At 60.4% G+C, this 25,215-nt stretch carries 21 protein-coding genes; 8 read left to right on the forward strand and 13 right to left on the reverse strand.

From position 1 onward, the window contains the following. The first annotated feature begins 103 nt into the window (after positions 1-103). The 3 genes from JBO08_RS11545 (at position 104) to JBO08_RS11555 (ending at position 1,701) form a co-directional block, all read left to right on the forward strand. On the forward strand, positions 104-562 hold the full coding sequence (locus tag JBO08_RS11545; RefSeq protein WP_065871843.1) for an anti-sigma factor domain-containing protein: 459 nt from the start codon (positions 104-106) through the stop codon (positions 560-562). 184 nt (positions 563-746) lie between these two features. Next, positions 747-1,148, forward strand: coding sequence for a DUF3757 domain-containing protein (locus JBO08_RS11550; RefSeq protein WP_065871844.1), 402 nt, complete (start codon positions 747-749; stop codon positions 1,146-1,148). A gap of 160 nt (positions 1,149-1,308) precedes the next feature. After that, positions 1,309-1,701, forward strand: coding sequence for a hypothetical protein (locus JBO08_RS11555; RefSeq protein WP_065891365.1), 393 nt, complete (start codon positions 1,309-1,311; stop codon positions 1,699-1,701). A gap of 43 nt (positions 1,702-1,744) precedes the next feature. On the opposite strand, the gene fdhA is transcribed toward JBO08_RS11555, so the two are convergent. The 8 genes from fdhA to JBO08_RS11595 form a co-directional block, all read right to left on the reverse strand. After that, a complete protein-coding gene (fdhA, locus tag JBO08_RS11560; protein ID WP_049711206.1) occupies positions 1,745-2,944 on the reverse strand; it encodes a formaldehyde dehydrogenase, glutathione-independent in 1,200 nt (399 codons plus the stop codon). Positions 2,945-3,133: 189 nt separating this feature from the next. Continuing rightward, the gene (purU, locus tag JBO08_RS11565) at positions 3,134-3,991 is read right to left on the reverse strand and encodes a formyltetrahydrofolate deformylase (protein ID WP_065871846.1); all 858 of its coding nucleotides are present in this window, start codon (positions 3,989-3,991) and stop codon (positions 3,134-3,136) included. Between the two features lie 10 nt (positions 3,992-4,001). Next, positions 4,002-4,634: a sarcosine oxidase subunit gamma gene (locus tag JBO08_RS11570; RefSeq protein WP_065891364.1), complete on the reverse strand. Its 633-nt coding sequence runs from the start codon at positions 4,632-4,634 to the stop codon at positions 4,002-4,004. Between the two features lie 122 nt (positions 4,635-4,756). Continuing rightward, complete coding sequence (locus JBO08_RS11575) at positions 4,757-7,774, reverse strand: sarcosine oxidase subunit alpha (RefSeq protein ID WP_065891363.1); 3,018 nt, start codon at positions 7,772-7,774, stop codon at positions 4,757-4,759. Further along, positions 7,771-8,073, reverse strand: a complete 303-nt coding sequence (locus tag JBO08_RS11580; protein ID WP_065880153.1) for a sarcosine oxidase subunit delta — start codon at positions 8,071-8,073, stop codon at positions 7,771-7,773. Before JBO08_RS11580 ends, JBO08_RS11575 begins: the two co-directional genes overlap by 4 nt. A 15-nt stretch (positions 8,074-8,088) precedes the next feature. Continuing rightward, positions 8,089-9,339: a sarcosine oxidase subunit beta gene (locus JBO08_RS11585; RefSeq protein WP_010207084.1), complete on the reverse strand. Its 1,251-nt coding sequence runs from the start codon at positions 9,337-9,339 to the stop codon at positions 8,089-8,091. A 22-nt stretch (positions 9,340-9,361) separates the two neighbouring features. Then, positions 9,362-10,615, reverse strand: coding sequence for a serine hydroxymethyltransferase (glyA, locus tag JBO08_RS11590; protein WP_065871850.1), 1,254 nt, complete (start codon positions 10,613-10,615; stop codon positions 9,362-9,364). Positions 10,616-10,880: 265 nt separating this feature from the next. Beyond that, the gene (locus JBO08_RS11595) at positions 10,881-11,609 is read right to left on the reverse strand and encodes a TraX family protein (RefSeq protein ID WP_065880154.1); all 729 of its coding nucleotides are present in this window, start codon (positions 11,607-11,609) and stop codon (positions 10,881-10,883) included. A gap of 90 nt (positions 11,610-11,699) precedes the next feature. Here JBO08_RS11595 and JBO08_RS11600 point away from each other — a divergent pair, with 90 nt between their 5' ends. Beyond that, positions 11,700-12,740 (forward strand): low specificity L-threonine aldolase, encoded by a 1,041-nt coding sequence (locus JBO08_RS11600; protein ID WP_058426659.1) that lies wholly within the window; start codon positions 11,700-11,702, stop codon positions 12,738-12,740. Between the two features lie 175 nt (positions 12,741-12,915). Next, positions 12,916-13,113 carry a hypothetical protein gene (locus tag JBO08_RS11605; RefSeq protein WP_065871853.1) on the forward strand — a complete coding sequence of 66 codons (198 nt, stop codon included), beginning with the start codon at positions 12,916-12,918 and terminating at the stop codon, positions 13,111-13,113. A gap of 58 nt (positions 13,114-13,171) precedes the next feature. Here JBO08_RS11605 and JBO08_RS11610 read toward each other — a convergent pair whose 3' ends face one another. Further along, positions 13,172-14,989 (reverse strand): NAD(P)/FAD-dependent oxidoreductase, encoded by a 1,818-nt coding sequence (locus JBO08_RS11610; RefSeq protein WP_065880155.1) that lies wholly within the window; start codon positions 14,987-14,989, stop codon positions 13,172-13,174. A 283-nt stretch (positions 14,990-15,272) separates the two neighbouring features. On the opposite strand from JBO08_RS11610, the gene JBO08_RS11615 reads away from it, so the two are divergent. Further along, a complete protein-coding gene (locus JBO08_RS11615) occupies positions 15,273-16,706 on the forward strand; it encodes a cytosine permease (RefSeq protein ID WP_175405802.1) in 1,434 nt (477 codons plus the stop codon). A 2-nt stretch (positions 16,707-16,708) separates the two neighbouring features. Next, the gene (locus JBO08_RS11620) at positions 16,709-17,524 is read left to right on the forward strand and encodes a nitrilase family protein (protein ID WP_220074740.1); all 816 of its coding nucleotides are present in this window, start codon (positions 16,709-16,711) and stop codon (positions 17,522-17,524) included. A 3-nt stretch (positions 17,525-17,527) separates the two neighbouring features. On the opposite strand, the gene gbcB is transcribed toward JBO08_RS11620, so the two are convergent. Then, complete coding sequence (gene gbcB, locus JBO08_RS11625; protein WP_065871857.1) at positions 17,528-18,628, reverse strand: glycine-betaine demethylase subunit GbcB; 1,101 nt, start codon at positions 18,626-18,628, stop codon at positions 17,528-17,530. A 280-nt stretch (positions 18,629-18,908) separates the two neighbouring features. On the opposite strand from gbcB, the gene gbcA reads away from it, so the two are divergent. Beyond that, on the forward strand, positions 18,909-20,204 hold the full coding sequence (gene gbcA / locus JBO08_RS11630) for a glycine-betaine demethylase subunit GbcA (RefSeq protein ID WP_065871858.1): 1,296 nt from the start codon (positions 18,909-18,911) through the stop codon (positions 20,202-20,204). A 907-nt stretch (positions 20,205-21,111) separates the two neighbouring features. Here the strand turns inward: gbcA and JBO08_RS11635 are convergent. The 3 genes from JBO08_RS11635 to dgcB are packed head-to-tail and all read right to left on the reverse strand — an operon-like array spanning position 21,112 to position 25,068. Next, entirely contained in the window at positions 21,112-21,882 is a 771-nt protein-coding gene (locus JBO08_RS11635; protein WP_015886252.1) for an electron transfer flavoprotein subunit beta, read from the reverse strand. 10 nt (positions 21,883-21,892) lie between these two features. Continuing rightward, entirely contained in the window at positions 21,893-23,113 is a 1,221-nt protein-coding gene (locus JBO08_RS11640) for an electron transfer flavoprotein subunit alpha/FixB family protein (RefSeq protein WP_065871859.1), read from the reverse strand. Then, positions 23,113-25,068: a (Fe-S)-binding protein gene (gene dgcB / locus JBO08_RS11645; protein ID WP_220074739.1), complete on the reverse strand. Its 1,956-nt coding sequence runs from the start codon at positions 25,066-25,068 to the stop codon at positions 23,113-23,115. The genes JBO08_RS11640 and dgcB overlap by 1 nt, the downstream gene beginning before the upstream one ends. Between the last annotated feature and the right edge of the window lie 147 nt (positions 25,069-25,215).

Genomic DNA, 25,215 nt, shown 5'->3' on the forward strand with positions numbered 1-25,215 from the left:
GCGTTTGACTGGGCATCCAGCCCATTGTTCCGGGCCGGCCGAGGAACCCAATGGCAGGGTGGCAGTCCATGGAATGAATTCAAAAAATGCCAGGAACAGCCGTATGAGCGCCAGCCGCCCCCAAGTGATTGAACAAAAACCCCCGTTCTGGAGCCGCCCGCGCGTGTTCATCGGCGTGTGCGTGGCCATCGTCACCGGGCTCGGCGGCGCGCTCTACACTCAGGACACCGTCAAATCCGCCGCGACCCTGGTGACCACCACCCAGCAGCCAGCAGCGCAGGTCATGGCGCACAAGGATTACCTCGAAGTTGAACCCATTGCCGCGGCGGCGCCTGAACCCGACCGAAGCCTGGAACTGTGGGCCATGCCAGAAGACGGCGCACCGGTTTCCCTGGGGCTGTTACCGGAAGATGGCAAGGGCATCATTGGATTGAACCCACGCCAGCAAGCCAGCATTCGCAAGCCAGTGGAATTGATGGTGAGCTCGGAGACCAAGGGTGGATCGTTGAGCAAGCAGCCAACCGGCCCGACGGTGTACCAAGGCGCTCTGGCCAATCGCTGACACGCAAACCATGTAGTGCGTCATCCAGGCTGATCACCTGTACGCGCGTCGTTTTTTCATATCTGGCAATAAAAAACCGCACCTTAATCTCGATTTCTTCTAAATCACTGTCACTTCTAACAGTAGCTGCCGCCCGCACACCACCTGCAGCATAGGGCCTTCCACGCCCCACAGGAGGTGGGCTATGAAAAGTGCACTGCTTGCAGGCGTGTTAGCCATGGTGTCACTGATGGACAGTACCCACGCGGCGACTTCCACCTGCCCGCCGATCCAAGACATCAAACAAACGGAGATGGCCAATGGAGGTTACCGCTATGAAGCGTCATATCCCGATGGTCGCACCTGGGTAGGCGCAAACCCGCAGGCGACAGCGTCGTACCTTATTGATTCGACGTTTCACGATGCCCGCTACGATGCAACCGACCAATCCGTCACCTGCACCTACAAAGGGCCAATGAACAACGACGCGAGCTTTTCGGTCACGCTCAAACCTGTCTTCCATTGGAACCTTCTCCCGATAGGCGATTGGAAAGGCACGTATTGCGAAGCCATGGAAGTTGCCAAGTGCTCATTTACGCATCGGTGAAAAACGCTACCGAGACATTCCTACAGTTACCGCCCACAAACCCACAGTCAGCGGACCAGGTTGTGGCGGAACTCATCCATCCAGACAGCCCACTCAAGGCAGCCTTCCCATTCACTTTCAACGGAGAGGCTCGGCCACAAAACAAGGAGCTGTAACGATCATGATCGGATTGATACCCAATTTTTATGCTGTCTTCAGCGCAATCAACAACCTGCATTCTCGCACGCGAGACCAGGCCTCACCGCACCAGGCCACGGGCCTCGACCAATGCCCGGCCACTCGCGACCTTCAATCCAAACCCTATACAGACCCTGACCTTCCGGCGCCCTATGGCAAGGGTTGTCAGTACACTGCCACGACCAACGACAAGGCGTGGACAGGGCAAACGGCAGCCACCAAGGACGACTATCTGGACCCGGAATACGCGCTCAAGGCCGAGGAGTTCAGTGAGCGCAACGGCAAGGTCTATTGCGACTACGGTGGCAAGCGCCTGATCAAAAACGGTGAGGTGGCCGATCCCTATCTGCGACTTTCAACCATCAGTGACCCATAAAAAATGGCGACCTCCGGGTCGCCATTTTTTTCAGCCTTGAACGTTATGCCGCGCTGAACAGCTTATGCGGATCAATCACAAACTTCTTCGGCACACCCGCATCGAACTCGCCATACCCGCGTGGCGCGTCATCCAGACTGATCACCTGCACGCCCACGATCTCGGCAATGTTGATGCGGTCCCACATGATCGCCTGCATAAGAGCGCGGTTGTACTTCATCACCGGGGTCTGGCCGGTGTGGAAGCTGTGGGATTTGGCCCAGCCCAAGCCGAAGCGAATGCTCAGGCTGCCCATTTTCGCAGCGGCATCCACGGCGCCCGGGTCTTCAGTTACGTAGAGGCCCGGGATACCGATCTTGCCCGCCACGCGCACTACGCCCATCAGCGAGTTGAGTACGGTGGCCGGGGCTTCCGCCTTGACGCCTTCATGGCCGTGGCCGCGCGCTTCGAAGCCTACGGCGTCGACGGCGCAATCCACTTCCGGCTCACCCAGCAGCGCAGCGATCTGTTCGTGCAGCGGAGTGTCCGTGGACAGGTCGGCAATCTCGAACCCTTGTGCCTTGGCGTGGGCCAGGCGGATTGGGTTGACGTCGCCGATGATCACCACCGCAGCGCCCAACAGGCGTGCAGAAGCGGCAGCGGCCAGGCCGACCGGACCAGCGCCGGCGATGTAGACGGTGCTGCCAGGGCCAACACCGGCAGTGACGGCGCCGTGGTAGCCGGTCGGGAGGATGTCGGAGAGGCACGTCAGGTCGCGGATTTTCTCCATGGCCTTGTCGCGGTCCGGCAGTTTCAGCAGGTTGAAGTCGGCGTACGGCACCAGCACGTATTCAGCCTGGCCGCCGGTCCAGTCGCCCATGTCGACGTAGCCGTAGGCGCCACCGGCACGGGCCGGGTTGACGGTCAGGCACACGCCGGTGTGTTGTTCTTTGCATGAGCGGCAACGGCCGCACGCGACGTTGAAGGGAACGGAAACCAGGTCGCCGATCTTCAGGTTCTCGACGTCGCTGCCCTTCTCGATCACTTCACCGGTAATTTCATGACCAAGCACCAGGCCGGTCTGGGCAGTGGTACGGCCGCGCACCATGTGTTGGTCGGAGCCGCAGATATTGGTGGAGACCACGCGCAGAATGACGCCGTGCTCAATCTTCCTGCCACGGGGGTCCTGCATTTTGGGATAGTCGATTTTCTGTACTTCGACCTTGCCGTTGCCGAGATACACGACACCACGATTACCAGACATGCTTTCACCTCGCTGTTGTTTTTATGGAACCGCGTTGCCCGTTGGGTGGGCAGCGCGTTTAAGTGCTCGGGTACAGATGCTGTTTTTGCGTTGCTAGTGAGGGCCTCATCGCGGGCAAGCCCGGCTCCCACATTTGATTGGGTTTACATACTCCCAATGTGGGAGCTGGCTTGCCTGCGATAGCGTCAGTCAGAGCACCACAGTTCTATTGGCGTTCAAGAACACCCTTCGCTCAATGTGATACCCCACTGCACGGGCCAGTGTCAGCCCTTCAATATCACGCCCCTTGGCAATCAAGTCCTCGGGGTAGTGACTGTGATCCACCACCTCCACACCCTGGGCAATGATCGGGCCTTCATCCAGGTCGTTGTTGATGTAATGCGCCGTGGCGCCAACCAATTTCACGCCCTTGTTGTACGCCTGGTGATACGGCTTGGCGCCCTTGAACCCCGGCAACAACGAGTGATGGATATTGATGGCCTTGCCATCCAGCTTGCGGCACAACTCCGGTGACAGCACTTGCATGTAGCGCGCAAGGATCACCAATTCGGCGCCGGTGTCTTCCACCACCTGCCACACCTGACGCTCCTGGGACGGTTTGTCGTTGGGGTCGAGGGGGAAATGGTAGTAGGGAATCTGGTGCCAGTCGGCCAAAGGTTGCAGATCGGGGTGATTGGACACCACCGCCACCACGTCCATCGACAGTTGACCGATACGCTGGCGGTACAGCAGGTCGTTCAGGCAGTGATCGGCCTTTGAGACCATGATTACTACTTTTGGCCGGTAGTTCGGCGCCGTCAGCTCGAAGATCATGCCAAAGGCTTCACCGCGAGAGGCCAGGCCATCGCGAAAACCTTGCTCGTCAAAACCGTCGGGCTGGCGAAATTCGACGCGAATAAAAAATCGCCCGGAAAGCCGATCATCGAACGAGTGGTGCTCGGTAACGTAGCAGCCCTGCTCGAACAGGTAGCGGGTGACCGCGTCCACCGTGCCGAGCACGCTGGGGCAGTCGGCGGTCAAAATCCATGTATCAGGTGCGCGGCTCATGGGTCACTCCTCAGGCTTGGACGCTCAGACCGAATTCAGCCGAGGCATCCTGCAACCACAACCACCAGTAATCCGAGAAGCTGCGACGAATCAGCAGCTCCCAGGTGTCTTCAGCGGTGTGGCGGATCACCAGTTGCGACTTGGCGAACACCGTGCCCACTGCCTTGCCCACCGGGAAATTGTTGGGGTGCACGTCGTAGCTGGTGGACTTCATCAGCACCTCGCGCACGTTCGGGCCGCTGAGCTCAAGGATCTGCTGGCCGCCGCTGACGTTGACGATCTGGATATGCAGGTCACCCAGGGCGGCACGCAGGTTTTGCTCGGCGGCGAATTCTTCACCGCTTGGCACGATCAAAAGCCACTCATCCGGACCGAGCCATTGCAGGCTGGTTTCGCCTTTGACGATCACCGTCAAAGCGGCTGGCAGCTCAATACCGAGAGCCTTGTGCACGCCGGCGGCAAAAGCAGCGTCATGGCCGTCGCCGCGGATAGTCAGGTGGCCGAGAAGTTTCTTTTCACGCACGGTCACACCGGCGTTCTTGCGGCCCTTGCCGACCAAGCTGGCGAGGTCGGCATGGTGCAGCGACGACTCGGCCTTGGCGCCGGTAGTGGGGCGTTGTTGGTAAACGTTGGCTGCTGTCATAAAGCACCTTTCCTGAATTCTGTTGTGCGGCTACTGACGTCATCGGGGGCAAGCCCCCTCCCACATTCTTGAAGGGTGAATGCATTCAAGTGTGGAAGCTGGCTTGCCTGCGATGCCGTCGATCAGATGTTCTGACGATCGCCTTTCGGGTCGAAGAACACCGAAGACACAATCTCCGCCTCGATCACACTGCCATCCGCCTGCGGTGAGAAGACCCGCTCGCCGACGCGCTTCAAGCCGCCCTTCACCACGCCCATGGCAAACGAATAACCCAGGGAGTTGTGCGCATAACTTGAGGTGACGTGACCCACCATCTTCATCGGAATCGACTGCTTCGGATCGAACACCAGCTGCGCGCCTTCCGGCAGCCAAACGGTCGGATCGATCGGTTTGAGCCCAACCAGCTGCTTACGCTCTTCACGCACGCAGTCTTCACGGTTCATGCCGCGCCAGCCGATCCACGAGAATGGCTTGGTGCGGCCTACGCACCAGCCCATGTTCAGGTCGTCCGGGGTCATCGAACCGTCGGTGTCTTGGCCGACGATGATGAAGCCCTTCTCGGCCCGCAGTACGTGCATGGTTTCGGTGCCGTACGGGGTCAGGTTGTACTTCTTGCCGGCCTCGACGATTTTTTCCAGCACGCCCATGGCGTAGTCGGCCTGCACGTTGACTTCGTACGACAGCTCACCGGTAAACGAAATCCGGAACACGCGAGCCGGTACCCCGCCGACCAGGCCTTCCTTCCAGGTCATGAACGGGAAGCCGTCCTTGTCCAGGTCGATGTCGGTCACTTCGGCCAGCAGCTTGCGGCTGTTGGGGCCGGACAGGGTCATGGTGGCCCAGTGGTCGGTGACCGAGGTGAAGTACACCTTGAGGTCTGGCCACTCGGTCTGTTGGTAGATTTCCAGCCATTGCAGCACACGGGCGGCGCCGCCAGTGGTGGTGGTCATCAGGAAGTGGTTGTCGGCGAGACAGGCGGTTACGCCGTCGTCGAAGACCATGCCGTCTTCCTTGCACATCAGGCCATAGCGCGCCTTGCCCACATCGAGCTTGGTCCAGGCGTTGGAGTAGATGCGGTTGAGGAACTCGCGGGCATCCGGGCCCTGGATATCGATCTTGCCGAGGGTCGACGCATCGAGCAGACCAACGCTGTCGCGCACGGCCAGGCATTCACGTTTTACTGCGGCGTGCAGGTCTTCACCATTGCGCGGGAAATACCAGGGGCGTTTCCACTGGCCGACGTCCTCAAACTCGGCGCCGTTTTTCACGTGCCAGGCTTGCAGCGCGGTGTAGCGCACCGGCTCGAAGATGTGCCCACAGTGACGGCCCGCCACCGCGCCGAACGTCACCGGCGTGTAGTTCGGGCGGAACATGGTGGTGCCCATCTGCGGGATGGTCACGTTCAGCGAGCGCGCGGCAATCGCCAGGCCGTTGACGTTACCCAGCTTGCCCTGGTCGGTGCCGAAGCCCAGCGCGGTGTAGCGTTTGACGTGCTCAACCGACTCGAAACCTTCGCGGGTCGCCAGTTCGATGGCGGCGGCAGTCACGTCGTTTTGCAGGTCGACAAATTGCTTTGGCGCCCGTGCGGTGGGTTTGTCGTGCGGCACTTGGTAAACAGCCAGCGTCGGTTCTTCCAGGCGGCTCAGAGCTTTTGGCAGTGTGCCTTCCACCGGCGCAAAACCGGCTTCGCTGGCCGCGCGCACGCCGCCTTCAAAACCATCCGCCAGGGAATCGCCAAGGCCGTAGACACCGTTGATACCGCCGACGCACACGCGTTTCTGCGGTGCTTCGCCCGGTACAAAACCGAGGATATCTTCACGCCAGGTCGGCTTGCCGCCCAGGTGTGAGGCCAGGTGGACCACCGGGCTGTAGCCGCCGGAGCTGGCCACCAGGTCGCAGTCCAGCCATTCGCCTGGGCTGGTGACTTTGTGTGCTTTCAGATCAATCGCGGCCACGCGGGCAGCGGTCACATGCTTGCTGCCACGGGCTTCGATCACGGCGCTGCCGGTGAGGATGCGAATGCCTTTGGCACGGGCTTCTTCAACCAGCGCGCCGCGTGGGTTATGGCGCACATCGGCCACGGCCACCACTTGCAGGCCGGCGTCGAGCCAGTCCAGCGCAACGCGATAGGCGTGGTCGTTGTTGGTCGACAGCACCAGTTTCTTGCCCGGTGCCACGCCGTAGCGGCGCACGTAGGTGGAAACTGCGCCGGCCAGCATGTTGCCCGGCACGTCGTTGTTGCCGTACACCAATGGACGCTCGCACGCACCGGTCGCGAGGACGACACGCTTGGCACGCACACGGTGAATACGCTGACGCACCACGCCAATCGGCGCACGGTCACCGAGGTGGTCGGTGAGGCGTTCGTGGATGGTCAGGAAGTTATGGTCGTGATAACCGTTGACGGTAGCGCGGGGCAGCAGCACCACGTCCGGCAGGGCTTTGAGTTCAGCGATCACGCTGGCAACCCAATCAGTAGCGGGTTTGCCATCGAGGCTTTCGCGCGAGTCGAGCAGCGAACCACCGAACTCTTCCTGCTCATCGGCGATGATCACACGTGCACCGCTGCGCGCAGCAGCCAGTGCAGCGGCCAAACCCGCAGGGCCTGCGCCGACCACCAGCACGTCGCAGTGACGGTTGAAGTTGTCGTAGGTGTCCGGGTCGTTCTCGGTCGGCGAGCGGCCAAGGCCAGCCGCCTTACGGATGTACTTCTCGTACGTCATCCAGAACGATTGCGGGTACATGAAGGTTTTGTAGTAGAAACCCGGTGGCATCAGCTTGCCGCCGACCTTGCCGAGAATGCCCATCACGTCGGTATTCACGTTTGGCCAGCCGTTGGTGCTGGTGGCGACCAAACCTTGGTACAGCGCTTGTTGCGTGGCGCGCACGTTGGGAATCTGGGTGGCTTCGGTGGCGCCGATCTGCAGCACCGCGTTCGGCTCTTCGGCGCCCGCGGCAAAGATGCCGCGTGGGCGCGAATACTTGAAGCTGCGGCCGATGATGTCGACGCCGTTGGCGAGCAAGGCCGCGGCCAGTGTGTCGCCTTCAAAGCCTTTGTAGCTCTGGCCGTTGAAGGTAAACGTGAGGACTTTATTGCGGTCGATCCGGCCACCGTTGGACAGGCGATTGGTCTGGCTCATACCTTCTCTCCAGCAGCCTTGGCGGTGAATTGCGGCTTGGTGCCGATCTTGTAGGTTTCAAGAATTTCGTAGGTCACGGTGTCGCGTGTGGCGTTGAAATACTGGCGGCAACCGGCGGCGTGAATCCACAGCTCGTGGTGCAGACCGCGCGGGTTGTCACGGAAGAACATGTAGTCGCCCCACTCTTCATCGGTGCAGGCGTTCGGGTCCAGCGGGCGCGGGATGTGCGCTTGGCCGGACGCGTGGAATTCCTCTTCGGAGCGCAGTTCGCCACAGTGAGGACAGAAGATATGCAACATAGGGAATTTCTCCTGTTAGTGGGCGACGGCCGCAGCGCCGTGTTCGTCGATCAACGCACCGTTGTGGAAACGGTCGATGGAAAAAGGTGCAGCCAACGGGTGCATTTCACCCTTGGCGAGGCTGGCGGCAAACACGTTGCCTGAGCCCGGAGTCGCTTTAAAACCACCGGTGCCCCAACCGCAGTTGAAGAACATGTTCGGAACCGGTGTCTTGGAGATGATCGGGCACGCATCCGGCGTGGTGTCGACGATGCCGCCCCACTGGCGGTTCATGCGCACGCGGGACAGCACTGGGAACATCTCGACGATGGCCTGGATGGTGTGCTCGATCACCGGGTACGAACCGCGCTGGCCGTAGCCGTTGTAGCCGTCGATACCGGCGCCGATCACCAGGTCGCCCTTGTCGGACTGGCTGATGTAACCGTGCACGGCATTGGACATGATCACGCTGTCGATAATCGGCTTGATCGGCTCCGACACCAACGCTTGCAGCGGATGGGATTCGATCGGCAGGCGGAAACCGGCCAGCGAGGCCATGTGCCCAGAGTTACCGGCCGTGACCACACCGACGCGCTTGGCGCCGATAAAGCCCTTGTTGGTTTCCACGCCAATGCACACGCCGTTTTCCTTACGGAAGCCGATCACTTCGGTCTGCTGGATCAAGTCCACACCGAGCGCGTCAGCCGCGCGGGCGAAGCCCCAGGCCACGGCATCGTGGCGGGCCACGCCGCCGCGACGTTGCACGGTGGCGCCGAGGACCGGGTAGCGGGTGTTTTTCGAGCAGTCGAGGTACGGGATCTCGTCCGCTACCTGTTTGGCGTTGAGCAGCTCGCCGTCCACGCCGTTGAGGCGGTTGGCGCTGACGCGGCGCTCGGAATCACGGATGTCTTGCAGGGTGTGGCACAGGTTGTACACGCCGCGCTGCGAGAACATCACGTTGTAGTTCAGGTCCTGGGACAGGCCTTCCCACAGTTTCATCGCGTGTTCGTAAAGGTGCGCCGACTCGTCCCACAGGTAGTTGGAACGCACGATGGTGGTGTTGCGCGCGGTGTTACCGCCGCCCAGCCAGCCTTTCTCGACCACGGCCACGTTGGTGATGCCGTGCTCCTTGGCCAGGTAGTAAGCGGTCGCCAGACCATGCCCGCCGCCGCCGACGATGACTACGTCGTAGACCTTTTTAGGGGTCGGCGTGCGCCACATCTTCTGCCAGTTTTCGTGGTGGCTGAGTGAGTGCTTGAAGAGGCCGAAGCCTGAGTAGCGTTGCATAGTCATTACTCCAAAACCGCGCTCAGCGATAAACCGGGAAATCAGCGCACAGGGCAGACACGTGCTTGGCCACGTTGGCCTCGACATCGGCGTCGCCGAGGTTGTCGAGGATGTCGCAGATCCAGCCCGCCAGTTCGATGCACTGCGGCACTTTGAAACCGCGCGTGGTCACCGCCGGGGTGCCGATGCGCAGGCCCGAGGTCACGAACGGCGACTGCGGGTCATTCGGCACGGCGTTCTTGTTGACGGTGATGTGGGCGCGTCCGAGAGCAGCGTCTGCCTCTTTACCGGTGAGGCCCTGACGGATCAGGCTGACCAGGAACAGGTGGTTGTCGGTGCCGCCGGACACTACGTCGTAGCCGCGCTTGATGAACACCTCGGCCATGGCCTGGGCGTTGTCGATCACCTGTTGCTGGTAGACCTTGAAGCCAGGCTCCTGGGCTTCCTTGAAGCACACGGCCTTGCCGGCGATGACGTGCATCAGCGGGCCGCCCTGGGCGCCGGGGAATACAGCGGCGTTGAGTTTCTTTTCAATGGCTTCGTTGGCCTTGGCCAGGATCAGGCCGCCACGCGGACCGCGCAGGGTCTTGTGGGTAGTGGTGGTGACCACATCGGCGTACGGCAGCGGGTTCGGGTACAGGCCGGCGGCAACCAGGCCGGCGACGTGGGCCATGTCGACAAACAACAGCGCGCCGACTTTGTCGGCAATCGCGCGAAAGCGTGGGAAATCCAGGGTCTTGGAGTAGGCGGAAAAACCGGCCACCACCATCTTCGGCTGGTGTTCCACGGCCAGGCGTTCGACTTCGTCGTAGTCGATCAGGCCGGTGTCGGTGTTGATGCCGTATTGCACCGCGTTGTACAGCTTGCCTGAGGACGACACTTTGGCGCCGTGGGTCAGGTGGCCGCCATGGGCCAGGCTCATGCCGAGGATGGTGTCACCGGCGTTCAGCAGGGCCAGGTACACCGCGCTGTTGGCGGACGAGCCGGAGTGCGGCTGCACGTTGGCGTAATCGGCACCGAACAGCTGCTTGGCGCGCTCGATGGCCAGGGTTTCGACCTTGTCCACGTGCTCGCAGCCACCGTAGTAGCGCTTGCCCGGGTAGCCTTCGGCGTATTTGTTGGTGAGGCCGCTGCCCTGGGCTTCCATCACGCGCTTGCTGGTGTAGTTCTCCGACGCGATCAGCTCGATATGATCTTCCTGACGCTGCTCCTCGGCATTCATGGCCGCCAGCAGTGCGTCGTCATATCCCTGGATCTGGTCTTGTTTGCTGAACATCGCGTCTCTCCCAGCCTTTCGTATTGTTGAGGCCCGTGCAGAGCCCTTTGATGCGATGGTAGGGCTGACGCCAGCAGGTCAAATGCCTACGGACGCCACGCAAAGGTGCGTTTACGACATGGCGTGAACAACACCGAAACAAATGTGGGAATGGGTTTGTGTGGGAGCTGGCTTGCCTGCGATGCAGACACCTCGGTCTATAAGCAGAACCGACGTAATGCCATCGCAGCGGTTCGACGATTCGACAAGCCAGCTCCCACAAGGGTTACGCGATGATCTTGCGAACGAGCAGCAGCAGGAGGAAATGCAGGGGGTAGAGGGCGTAAGCCCAACGGCGCATGGCCGGGGGCGCGACATCTTTGGCATGTCGCAACAGGACTAATCCCGCCAATGGCGCGATCAGGCAGGCGGCCAACCCCATCAACGCGACAGGCGTGCCGCTATTGAGCAATACCTGCCATTGATTGGCGGCCACACACACCAACCCCGGCAACACGCTTAAATACCAGGGCCGGCGAAACACCAACAGCATCGCCAGCGGCAGCAACACACCAAAAAAACCGAACATCAGGTGCGTGGAAAATACAGCGCCGATTACGACGGCAATCAACGCCAATCCTCGATCAAAAAGCGCCTTCTGCTGCCATCCTCGCGCAACCAGCAACCCCAACGCCAAGGTTGGCAGCACGTTCAACGTATCGGCATCATCGATAAACATCCGATACGGCACTTCGCTGATCACGCTGAACAGCAACAACCATCCCAGATACCGCCACTGGCCCGTGACAGGCGCGATTCTCGTCCGATGCAAATTCGCCGCAATCGCCAGGCAAAACCACGGAAACGCCAGGCGCCCCGGCACATACAAGCCATCCAGGTTCAAACCGACATAACGCAGGTGGTCCAGCACCATGCTCAACAGCGCCAGCCACTTGAGCAAATCCAAGGCGCCATCACGGACGCGTCCGACAGGAATCGTTTCAGTACCGTGCATAATTCCCCAGTGACTTTGCATTTACAGTGCGTGCGCACCCGCGACAATCTTGGTTACAGTGCGCACCAACATCGACCATAGGAATGGGCCATGACCGACAAGAGCCAACAATTCGCCAGTGACAACTATTCCGGCATCTGCCCGGAAGCCTGGGCCGCCATGGAACAAGCCAACCAAGGCCATCAGCGCGCCTACGGCGATGATGAATGGACCCACCGCGCCGCCGACGGTTTCCGCAACTTGTTCGAAACCGACTGCGAAGTGTTCTTCGCCTTCAACGGTACAGCGGCCAACTCCCTGGCGCTGTCCTCTTTGTGCCAGAGCTACCATAGCGTGATTTGCTCGGAAACCGCCCACGTCGAGACCGACGAATGCGGCGCGCCGGAGTTTTTCTCCAACGGCTCCAAGCTGCTCACCGCACGCACCGAAAACGGCAAACTGACCCCGGAGTCGATCCGCGAGATCGCCCTCAAGCGCCAGGACATCCACTACCCCAAGCCGCGCGTGGTCACGCTTACCCAGGCCACTGAAGTCGGCAGCGTGTACACCCCAGAAGAAATCCGCGCCATCAGCGCCACCTGCAAGGAACTGGGCCTGAACCTGCACATGGACGGCGCGCGTTTCTCCAACGCCTGCGCCTTCCTCGGCTGCTCGCCAGCGGACCTGACCTGGAAGGCCGGCGTAGATGTGCTGTGCTTTGGCGGTACCAAAAACGGCATGGCGGTGGGCGAAGCGATCCTGTTCTTCAACCACAAACTGGCGGAAGACTTCGACTATCGCTGCAAACAAGCGGGCCAGCTGGCCTCGAAAATGCGCTTCCTCTCCGCCCCCTGGGTAGGCCTGCTGGAAAACGACGCCTGGCTCAAACACGCCCGTCACGCCAACCACTGCGCACAACTGCTGAGCAGCCTGGTGGCGGATATTCCTGGCGTTGAGCTGATGTTCCCTGTGCAGGCCAATGGCGTATTCCTGCAACTCTCGGAACCGGCGATTGCCGCGTTGACCGCCAAGGGCTGGCGCTTCTACACCTTTATCGGCAAAGGCGGCGCACGCTTCATGTGTGCGTGGGATACCGAGGAAGAACGTGTAAGAGAATTGGCGGCGGATATTCGGAAAGTGATGGAGGCCTGAAACCACGGGGCTTTCAGCAGCGTTTCAGAGACTGTTTGTACGTATTTCTGACAGTATCTATCTACCCCCTTCCTTGAGTAGGATCTCGTCACCCCGAACAGACGGACGCGTTTTTCGGGGCTGACTGCCTGCCGAACAATCGGCTGGAAATGGAAATCCTATAGAGGGCAACATCATGGAAATTCAATGCTACACCACTGATTCTCAGCTGCGTGCCGACGTCGATGCTACATTCGTCAGCCTGGACGACCTCAGGAAGCTGGCCAACGTCGGCGACACCATCATCGAGCCGTCCAGAACCTTTACCGTGACTGGAAAAGAGTTCGAAATGACAGCATCCGGCGGATACATCATCAACCTTTTCGTGCGCTAACCACTAACGCCCGCGCCGCAGACTCATGACCTGCGACGCGGGACTGATGTGATTTCGCTCACAAGGCCTTCGGCTGAAGCGCTTGCCAATCATCAATGGGGCCGCGGTTTGTGAGAAAGGTCCCACCGTTGAATTTCAACGCCAGCTTATTGACGGCATTCAAGGCCGTCGTCACCGCTCCTTCTGCCCAGCCTCCCGTGAACGAAACGTCGTCACCCGCCAGAATGAACCCATCGGGTTTCGGACCCTGCACACCGTTCATAAACTGAGAAAACAGCAAGCGCTGGTACTCGTACTGGCCCGGCAGATTCATTTTGAACGCGCACAGGAAAAACGGCTGCTCCTCCCAGTTGATTTCGACAAAGGGGTTGGTCATGCCGAACTCAGCCGCCAGGTTCAACTGATGAGGGGCATACACGCTGTCCAGCAAGCTTGTGCACACCTGCACGTGGGACGGCTGCGGCGCACTGCGATCCCCCAGGAATTTGAGGCTGTCGTCATTCCAGGTATAAGACAAAAACATACCGCTCCCCCTGTAAGGCCCGAGGCCTTGACTGTAGTCCAGCAGGTAGGTGCCACGGGTGATGCGATCCGACAGGGTCACGCTCATCTTGTGTTGAAAATCTGCTTCCACATCAGTCCAGAAGGGCCGCTGGGTTTGCGCGAAGATTTTGGCGGATTGCATGTAGTGCGTGTACATCACCGCTTCCCATTCCTTTGGGGATAACAGGTCATTCATTTGATTGAAGCGGGCGGCCCCATCCATGTAGCGGAATTTGTCGAGGATCCGCTTGTGAGGGGTGTAGACCACGGCAGGAAAAGTGTATTGACGATCGTCTCCCAGATTATGGTCGTACACCCATACGTCGAACTCGCCATCCGGGCGACGTATAATCTGCCGCACCTCCTGCTTTAAAGGCTGGGCAATGACTTGGGTCGTCAGGCCTTGGACAGTGGTGCCCGCAGGCCAATGCGCCATGGCGTCACCAAAGGTATCCGGGGCGCGACTCCATAACCGTGTTGGCAGCTCGCTAGAACCGTCGAACATCAACTTATGGTTGGTATCCAGCCCGGTATACAGCACCCGCAGCACCTCCAGGAAACAATTGGGATAGTCGGTGTTCCAACCGCCGGTGCCGAAGCCGATCTGGCCGAACAGATCAATGTCTTCGCGACTCCACCCCGCCTGCTCGACCATCGCGGCAAAAAAACTGAGGTTGTCCCAACCCGCATCCAGGATTGCGTTCCACAAGGTCTTGATCTTGGCCTGATCAATGCTGCCCTCGGACATTGCCGCTTCCATCTCGGTGAACTTGATCGGGTCCTGCTCAAGGAACACCTCGAACAACAACCGCTCAATCTCGGCGTATTCCGGCGGCAGGTTATTGCCTTCGTAATAGGTCTGTTTTTGCTGGTAGTCGACTACCGTACTGGAGGTTGCCGCCGAACCAGGGTTGGGAAAATCCGCCGAGTTGGCCGTCATGCCGACCTTCTCGAAATAGTGCATCAACGCCTTGCCTGACACAGGAAAGCGCATCGCCCCCATTTCACAGATCACACTGTTCGCCGGATCTTGCGGATCACCCGCCACGTAGGAATACAGCCGCCCACCAATACGATCACTGGCCTCTACCACCACAGGGTGTAAACCCATGCGCATGGCTTCATAGGCCGCCACCATTCCCGCAACGCCTGCGCCGACGATCAACACCTTGCTGCCATACGCCAGGCTGGAAACCTGCGCCAACGGAGTGCCGTTACTCACGGCGGTATCAAGGAACCGACGGTAATGAAAAGGAAAGTCAGGAACCAGTGCACTGACATCGTTGGCAAGCAAGCGCGCAGCGCCTTTACTTCGGGAGGGAATAGCAGACATGGCAATCATCCTTGGTGTGCAAACAGGACGTCCACCTACTGCTTCACTGCGAAAGGTGACTACGACGAATGTGTTCTTCAGCGTAGTGACTCGTAGGAAATGTCTCTATATCCGTTGGAAATAAAAAAGTGAATCAGTAAGGCAAACCTTATTCCAGAGGGTTTTGCGCACTCAGTTCAGAGATTCATAAAGTGATTATTTGAAAATGCCGATTCAATTGTTTTTTTGCTTACAAGACTCTGCGCAACTCACTCAATAAAAACAGACCGTGATACCTATGAACATGCCCTCCGACCGATCGGCTGCTCCCGCCTCCAGCACGCTGAAAATCGAAACCCGCTCCATCGACTACGTGCCGCGCAATGAACGCCACGGCAAGGTGTGGCATCAGGCGCCGTTCTGGTTCACCGGCAACTTCGTGCTCACCACCATGGTCACCGGGTTTACCGGCGCAGCCTTGGGGCTGAGCCTGATGTACGCGATCCTGGCGATCGTAATCGGCGTGTGCCTGGGCACGTTCGCCATGGCGTTCCACGCCAACCAGGGACCGCGCATGGGCTTGCCGCAGATGATCCAGTCGCGCGCCCAGTTCGGCCTGCGTGGCGCCATCGTGCCGTTTGTCGCAGTGGTCTTCGTGTACATCGGTTTCAACGTGTTCAACGTCATCCTGGCCACCGACGCCATCAATACTGTGCTGCCCGGCCACCGCGCGCCCTGGTATGCATTGATGATCATCCTTGCGGTGGTGATCGCCGTCATCGGCCACGACCTCCTGCACACCGTGCAACGCTGGCTGACCTACGTGATGATCAGTGTCTTCGCGGTCCTGACCGTCGCGGCCTTGCTGCACCTGCAGGCCGATTCAGCCGTGGCCGACGCACATTTTTCCTGGTCGGCCTTCCTGATCCAATTGTCAGCCGCTGCGGGCTATCAGATCAGCTACGCCGTGTATGTCTCGGATTACTCGCGCTACCTGCCCCACAGCACGCCGTCGCGCAGTGTCATCCTCTGGACCTACCTGGGGGCTGCGGGCTCGGCGCTGTGGTTGATGTCGTTGGGCGCATTCCTGGCCTCGGCGCTGCCCTCACCCGACGCCATTGGCAGTGTCCAGGCCGTGGGCAACCAACTGTTGCCTGGGTTTGGCACCTTTACCGTGCTGATTGCCGTGCCGGCGCTGGTCGGCATCATGGCCGTCAACTGTTATGGCGCGATGCTCACCGGGATCAGCGCCATTGACGGTTTTGTCCCGATCAAACCCAGGATCAAGAGCCGCATCGTCGGGATCAGCCTGGTGGCCGCAATCATTTTCGTGATTGCCTTGAGCATCCCTGAGAGCTACCTGAGCAGCTTCAACACCTTCGTGCTCTTGATGCTGTATTTCCTGGTGCCCTGGACGGCCGTCAACCTCGCAGACTTCTACGTCGTACGAAAAGGGCACTACGCAATCAGCGACATATTCAACCCGGCCGGCATCTATGGGCGTTGGTCGGGTGCCGGGCTCACCGCGTACTTCCTCGGTTTAGCCGCTATGATTCCTTTTATGGCTCTGGATTTTTACCAAGGCCCCATCAGCACGATGTTGGGCGGCGCCGATATTGCGTTCGTGATAGGCCTGGCAGTCTCGGCGCTGGTTTACTGCGTGATGACTCGCCACCTCGACCACGCTGCCGAGTCGCTGGCCATGCAGGCCAGCGAACATCAATTAGAAGGAGACTAGTCATGGAGACGCTACGCGTCGTTTGCCATCAACTGGCGCCGCGTATCGGCGAGACCGACTACAACCGCGCGCTGACCGAACGCTCGATCCGCGCGGCCGCCAACCTCAACGCCCACGTAGTTGTCCTACCAGAGCTGATCCAAAGCGGTTACGTATTCACCGACCAGGACGAAGCTCACACGGTCTCCGAGACACTTGACGGCCCGACCCTTAGCCTGTGGAAAAGCCTGGCGCTTGAGCTGGGAATCATCATCGTCGCAGGGTTCTGCGAGCGCCTGAGCGCGGGACGCGTTGCCAACAGTGCCGCACTGGTCGAACCCACCGGGCGGCTGACGGTATACCGCAAGGCGCATTTGTGGGACCGCGAGAAGCTGATATTCACCCCCGGCGACTCGCCGCCGCCAGTGGTCGACACCGCCGTCGGACGGATCGGCGTGATGATCTGCTACGACCTGGAACTGCCCGAGTGGGTACGTCTGCCAGCGCTGGCCGGCGCGGACCTGCTTTGCGCGCCGGTGAACTGGCCAGAAGGCGCGCGGCCTGCAGGTGAAAGGCCGGCAGAGATCGTGCGGGTCCAGGCCAACGCGGCAGTCAACCGCATGTTCATCGCCGCGTGCGACCGCTATGGCGAGGAACGCGGCGTCAACTGGGTGGGCGGCTCGGTCATCGTCGACGCTGACGGCTACCCATTGGCCGGCGCGACCTCCCATCCGGAGGAACACCAGCTAGTGGCTGACTTGCCACTGGCGCAGGCCCGGGACAAGTCAATCAGCGGCCACAATCACGTTCATCAGGACCGTCGGCCTGGGCTGTATTGAGCATCAGAACTCAATGCGCACATCCCCCTTCGGCACACTGCAGCACGACAGGATGTAGCCTTCGGCTTCGTCTTCTTCGGTGATCCCGCCGTTGTGGTCCATCTCGACCTCGCCACCCAGCTTCATCACCTTGCACGTTCCGCAGATGCCCATGCCGCAGGCTTTCGGGATCAACAGCCCAAGCTTGGCCGCCGCCGCGTGCACGGTTTCGCCCGGTGCCACGCGAATGCTCTTGCCCGACGCGATGAACTCCACTTGGTGCAGATCCGCCAGATCGATTTCCGGCGCGTCGGCGGCTTGTTCGGCTTGTTCCACCGCATCCGCACGAGCTTCCGCTGGCGTCGCGCCAAAGGATTCTTCGTGGTAACGCGCCATGTCGAAACCCGCAGCTTCCAGCAAGCGTTTCACCGCGTTCATGTACGGCGTAGGGCCGCAGCAGAACACTTCGCGCTCCAGGAAGTCCGGCACCATCAGTTCGAGCATCTTGTGGTTCAGGTAACCGCGATACCCCGCCCACGGCTCACCCAACCCATGTTTCTCGCAGATCAGGTGCAGGCTGAAGTTGTCGATCCGCGATGCCATGTGCTCCAGCTCGCGGTGGTAGATGATGTCTTTGGGCGAACGGGCGCTGTGGATAAACGTCATGTCGACGTTGGCGTTGGTGTCATAGAACCAGCGCGCCATGGACATCACCGGCGTGATGCCGACGCCGCCGCTGAGGTACAACACTTTCGGGCTCGGGAAGTCGATGGCGTTGAACAAACCGACCGGCCCGTGCACCGCCAACTCTTGCCCTTCATGAAGGGTATCGTGCAGCCAGTTGGAAACCTTGCCGCCCGGCACACGCTTGATGGTCACCGAAAAGCTGTAAGGCACCGACGGTGAACTGGAAATAGTATAGGAGCGCATGATCGGCTGGCCTTCGATTTCCAGCTCCAGGGTGACGAACTGCCCTGGCTTGAAAAAGAACAGGATCGGCTGGTCGGCCATGAAACAGAAGGTGCGCACGTCCCAGGTTTCCTGGATGACTTTGACGCAACGGACAATGTGCCGACCATTGGCCCAGGTCTGGGTGGTTACCGGATTCAGGAAATTACTGGACATGTTGTTCTCCACCGCCGACGTCGGCCTTATGGTGGCGATTCTGCGTAACGCGAGAACCACCCATTTACCTATCTGCGACATTCACATACTTATCGCGACCAGCCCCCAGCGACCTAGGCTTGCGCGTCGGGATCAGGTTGGGCCATGTCGCCCATGGATAAGGTTCGGCGCATCGGCGGCCCCACACTCGCTCCCAACACAGACGCTTTCTTTACGCCTTGCTGCAAACCTGATTAGCCACTTATCTCGGCCACACAGAATGGCCATGAGGACCCACACGATGGACGTCACCGCAACCTTAAGCTTGGGCGATCCGCTGGAACCCGCACGCAAGGCCACCGCGCAGATGCTGCAAGAGCGCGAGCGCACCTTTTCACTGCCACAGCCGTTCTACTCTGATGAACGGCTGTTTGATATCGACATGCAGGAGATCTTCCAGAAAGAGTGGTTGATTGCCGGCATGACCTGCGAGATCCCCACCAAGGGCAACTACCTGACCCTGCAAGTGGGCAAGAACCCGATCATCGTGATCCGTGGCGCCGACGGCGTGGTGCATGCGTTCCACAACGTGTGCCGCCACCGTGGTTCACGTTTGTGCACCAGCGACAAGGGCAAGGTTGCCAAACTGGTCTGCCATTACCACCAGTGGACCTACGAACTGGACGGCCGCCTGCTGTTCGCCGGCACCGAGATGGGCGCCGACTTCGACATGAAGCAATACGGCCTCAAGCCGGTGAACGTAAAGACCGCCGGCGGCTACATCTTCATCAGCCTGGCCGAGAACCCGCCGGCCATCGATGACTTCCTGTCGACGCTGAGCCATTACATGGAACCCTACGACATGGAAAACACCAAGGTGGCCATTCAGACCACCTTGTTCGAAAAAGCCAACTGGAAACTGGTACTGGAAAACAACCGCGAGTGCTACCACTGCAACGCGTCGCACCCGGAACTGCTGAAAACCCTGCTGGAATGGGACGACGTCACCGACCCGCGCGCCGACCAGGCCTTCAAGGACCACGTGGCCGCCTCCGCTGCCGCCTGGGATGCCGAGAAAATCCCTTACGCACACGCCAGCTTTGGCCTGCGCAACCGCATCGTGCGCATGCCGCTGCTCAAGGGCACCGTGTCGATGACCCTGGATGGCAAACAGGGCTGCGCCAAACTCATGGGCCGCATCAAGAACCCGGACCTGGGCTCGATGCGCATCCTGCACCTGCCGCATTCGTGGAACCACTGCATGGGCGACCACATCATCGTGTTCACCGTGTGGCCGATCAGCGCCCAGGAAACCATGGTCACCACCAAGTGGATCGTGCACAAGGACGCCGTGGAAGGTGTGGACTACGACGTGGACCGCATGCGCCAGGTGTGGGACGCCACCAACGACCAGGACCGTCGCCTGGCCGAAGAGAACCAGCGCGGGATCAACTCCACCGCCTACCAGCCCGGCCCGTACTCCAAAACCTACGAGTTCGGTGTGGTGAACTTCGTTGACTGGTACAGCGAGCGCATGTTGAGCAACCTGGGCGCGGCGCCGGCGCCTTACCTCAAAGGCGTTGCCGCCCACGAGTAATTGACACCCACAGATCAAACGGTGGGAGCGGGCTTGCTCGTTCCCACCGTTGAATGTCTTAACTGTTCAAAATTTGAGCAAGCCTCGCTAGCGCCTGTAGATACCCGCCCTCCAGCCTTTACCCAACAACTTATCCACAGAGCCACCCACAGCAATTGTGGGCAAGTACGTCTCCCGCCTAAAATTAAATGAAGAAAATCCGTGACTTATTCAAGCCAGCGGTTTTCACCCGCTCCTGATCACTTATTGATCAACTCACTGAAAGCCACGAATCACGTGCCCTGTAGCGGTAGGCGAACACCTTATCCACAGAAGCACCAACAGACTTTGGGGGCAACTTTGACAGCGCTGTGGAAAACCACCTCAAACCTTCATAAATCGCGGTATGCAGGGATTTTATTTGCGTAAAAGCTTAAATCGATCAGACTTTGATCAATCTCATGAACGCCTTTAATCATAAGGGCTGTGGCCGATAGCGAACACCTTATCCACAGAAGCGCCAACAGAGTATGGGGGCAAGTCTGATGTGTTAAATGGCGGAGTGCAGGGAAAAACCCAAGCAAAAACGGCCAGTTAGCTTGGTTGTTTTTCGTACAGAGGGCTGGAGGGCTTGATTGACAGGGGCTGTGGACAACCGCGAACAGGTTATCCACAGACGGGTCAACAGGGATTGTGGGTAAGCCCAAGGGACGTTAAGAAGTGGGCGCTGGCTTCCCTGCTATAGCCCTTGGAATCTACACATCCTTGTGGTGAGCGGGCTTGCCCCGCGCTGGGGGGCGAAGCCGCCCCAAACTAGGCGACTTGGTTTTATCTGAAACTCAGCGGCGTATTTATTGGGGCGGCTTCGCCACCCAGCGCGGGCAAGCCCGCTCACTACAGGTACAGATACGCCAGCGCCCACAGGGGATCAGCGTACGACGCCTTCCTCAACCAACAACTTGAGAATGGCCTCGGCACCCGCTTCCGGGCTAAGGCCCTTGAGCACTTGCCCACCGCCGCCGCTGGCCTTGGCCGTGGCGGCTTTCATACGATCGGCGCCGCTCTTGGCCTTGATCACCTTGAGCCGCTTGGGGCGAGGCTTGGCCGGTTGCAGCACGGCCCCTGTGTATAACGCGTCCTGCTCGACTTCAACTTCGTGAGCCGCCAGTTCACCGCGCTGCGCCGGGCCATACGCACTTTGCCGAGGCTTGGGCGCGGCGTTATCCACGGTCGCCAGAAATGGCAAACGCACCTTCAACCGGCGCCGCTGGCCGCGTGGCAGGGCTTGCAGCACATGGGCCACGCCCGCTTCGATCGATTCAACCTGCGCCAGCCCGACTATCAGCGGCCAGCCCAACTGCTCGGCCAGCAAGAACGGCAACATGCCCGAGCCTTCACCGGTTTCGGCCTGGCTGCCGGTGAGCACCACCTGGGCACCGGCATCGCGCAAGTATTCACTGAGTACCGGCAACGCATCGCTGCCAGCCGGTTGCTCCAGTACATGTAACTCTGGCAAGCCCATGCCCAGGTAACTACGCAGGGTCGGTTCGGCGATGTTGCCGGCATGCAGCACCTGCAACTTATCCCCAGCCATCTGCAAACCCAGTTCGACAGCGCGGGCGTCCTGCTCCGCACGGCGCGGGCGCCCGGAGGTAGGGTGGGCGCCAATGGAAACCAAACTGATTACATTCGTGGTCATGGCCATATCCTTAAGCCGCATCGCGCTTGGCGCCGTTGCGGTAGGCCTCGACCGCATCGATCAAGGCTTGCAGTATCGCGTTACTTTCGCCAATGACCGAGAGGTCGGCCCGCTTGATCATGTCGCAGCCGGGGTCTAGGTTGATCGCCACCACCTTGTCGCAGGCACCGATGCCTTGCAGGTGCTGGATGGCCCCGGAAATACCCACGGCCACATACACCCGCGCGGTGACCCAGGTGCCGCTGGCGCCGACCTGGCGATCACGCGCCATAAAGCCGTCGTCCACGGCCACCCGCGAGGCGCCCTCGGTGGCACCCAATGCGGCGGCGGTCTGGTGGAAAAGCGTCCAGTCCTTCACGCCATTGCCGCCGGAGAAAATGAATTCCGCCTCGGCCATGGGAATCGCCGCCGGGTCAACCGCCACCGCGCCAAGATCTTCAATGCGCGGCAAGCTGCGCGCCAGGGCTGTGGATAACTCCACGGGCAACACTTCATGCCGGGTTTCGCTGACCGGTTCAGCGCACTCCACGGCCGCCAGGATCAGGCGCGCCAACGGCCGGGCCAAGTCTTCCTGGCCAGCCCCGGCGCGGCCGATGCACTCGTCGCCCTTGATCTGCCAGACCCGCGTGGCCGGGCGTTCCTTGAGGCTGGCGGCAAAGCGTCGGCCCAGTTCGCCACCACCGCTGCGGCTGTCCGGCAGCAACCAGTGGCGCGGGTTGAACTGGTTATCCACAGCGCGCAAACCTTGCACCCGTTGCTCCGGTGAATAACCGTCGAATTCGTGACCTTCCAGCACCAGCAGGCGGTCGACGCCCGCCGTGGCAAACGCATTTTCCTTGTGCTCGCCAAACACCACCGCCAACACCGCGCCATCGCTGCCAGCGAGTTGCCGCGCCAGGCCCAGCAGGTCGCGGTCGTGGCTGCTCAGGCGACCGCCGACCATGTCCGGCACCACGTTGATGTAGAACGCCGGCGCCGGCACCTGATGCAGTGGCAACTGCACTTCCACCGCTGCCGTACGCTTGGCCGCACCGCCCTGCTGGGCGCCGCTGCGGTCGATACGCTTGATGCCGTTGGGACCGATAAAACCAACACCGTGGACGTTCTTGCGGATGACGCCGTTAGGCCCCATCCAACTGTGTTGCACCGGCTGCATCGCCGCGTGCAGCGGGTGCAGACGGTTGCGGGCGATCCATTCGGCCCGTGGGTCGCGGCGGATAATGTCGCTCATCAATGCACCTCCGCAGACTTTTGTTGGACAGGGCGTTTAGTCGGCGAAGTGGCAGGCGCGGCGTCTTCCAATAAAGCGTCGGCCACCAATTCGGCGATGTCCTTGATCAATGGGCGCGGCTCGACTACACCTTCGAGCATTGCCGTGCACTGCGGGCAGCCCACAGCCACCAGCTCGGCGCCGGTTTCGCGGATGTCTTCCATGCGCATGTCCGGAATCCGTTGCTTGCCGGGAATGTCGGTGATCGGCGCACCGCCGCCGCCACCGCAGCAGCGTGAACGGAAGCCCGAACGTTGCATCTCTTTGACCTCAATGCCCAACGCCCGCAGCACTTGGCGCGGCGCCTCGTACTCGCCGTTGTAGCGGCCCAGGTAGCATGGGTCGTGGTAGGTCACGCTGTTGCCTTTGTGTTGGCCCAGGTTCAACGCGCCCTCGCCGATCAACTCGGCCATGAACGTACTGTGGTGTTGCACGAGGTAGTTGCCGTTAAAGGCGCCGTACTCGTTTTTCAGCACATGGAAACTGTGCGGGTCGCAGGTAACGATGCGCTTGAAGCTGTACTTGGCCAGGGTCTGGATATTGCGCGTGGCCAGCAACTGGAAGGTCGCTTCATCACCCAGGCGCCGCGCCACGTCGCCGCTGTCGCGTTCTTCCAGGCCAAGCACGGCAAAGTCGACGTTGGCCGCTTTGAGTACTTTGACGAACGCTCGCAGGGTACGTTGGTTGCGCATGTCGAAGGCACCGTCGCCAACCCAGAACAGTACCTCGGCGCTGCCCTTTTCGCTGAGCAGCGGCAGGTTCAGATCCGCCGCCCAGTTCAGGCGACCGCCCGGTGCAAAGCCGCCCGGGTTATCGGTGGCGATCAGGTTCTCGAGGACTTCGGCGCCCTTGTTCGGAGTCGCGCCTTTTTCCAGGGTGAGGTAGCGGCGCATGTCGACGATGGCGTCCACGTGCTCGATCATCATCGGGCACTCCTCCACGCAGGCGCGGCAGGTGGTGCAGGACCACAGGGTTTCGGCGTCCACCAGGCCGTTGACGATGGGCTGGTGCGGGTTGCCGCTGTGCTCGCCTACCGGTTTGCCTGGATAGGGGCTGCCGGCGAACTTGGCATCAGTGCCGCCAGCCAGGCCGACCACCATATCCTGGATCAGCTTTTTAGGGTTCAGCGGCTGGCCGGCGGCGAAGGCCGGGCACGCGGCTTCGCACTTGCCGCACTGCACGCAGGCGTCAAATCCGAGCAGTTGGTTCCAGGTGAAATCCTTTGGTTTTTCCACGCCCAGCGGCGCGGTTTTATCGCCGAGGTCCAGCGGCTTCAAACCGGTGGAACGGCCACCGCCAAAGCGCTCGGCGCGGCGGTGCCAGGCCAGGTGCAGGGCACCGGCGAAGGCGTGCTTCATCGGGCCGCCCCATGTCATGCCGAAAAACATTTCCGACACGCCCCACAGCACGCCCACACTGAGCAGCGCAGCCAACAGCCAGCCGCCGAAGTCGGCCGGCAGGATCCCGGCCACCGGCAGCGTCACCAGGAAAAAGCTCACCGAAAACGCCATCAGGCTTTTCGGCAGGCGCATCCAAGGGCCTTTCGACAGGCGTGATGGCGGGTTACGGCGGCGCAGATAGACAAACGTGGCGCCGACAAACATCAGCACCGAGGCCAACAGCAGGGCATAGCCGAGGATGCGGTTATGCAGGCCAAAACCGTGCACCAGAATCGCCAGCAGCGCTGACAGCACAAAGCCCAACGCCGTGGCGACGTGGGTATTGGCGATGTATTTGTCGCGGGCAACCACGTGGTGCAAGTCGACCATGTAGCGCTTGGGCATGGCCAGCAGGCCACCGAGCAGGTCGACTTTGGAGGCGCGGCCACGGCGCCACATGTTCACCCGGCGCAGGGCGCCGAGGACGGCAAGGCCCAGGGCTGCGAATAATAAAATGGGAAGCAAGGTGTTTAACATGGTGAAGCTCCCAAAGACCATACAGGTCTACTGTGAAACTGGCCCCCAATGTGGGAGCGGGCTTGCTCGCGAAAGCGGTGGGTCAGCCACCGGATGTATCGACTGACACACCGCCTTCGCGAGCAAGCCCGCTCCCACATTGGGCCG

Source organism: Pseudomonas sp. LAP_36 (assembly GCF_019456785.1).
GTDB classification, from domain to species: domain Bacteria; phylum Pseudomonadota; class Gammaproteobacteria; order Pseudomonadales; family Pseudomonadaceae; genus Aquipseudomonas; species Aquipseudomonas tritici.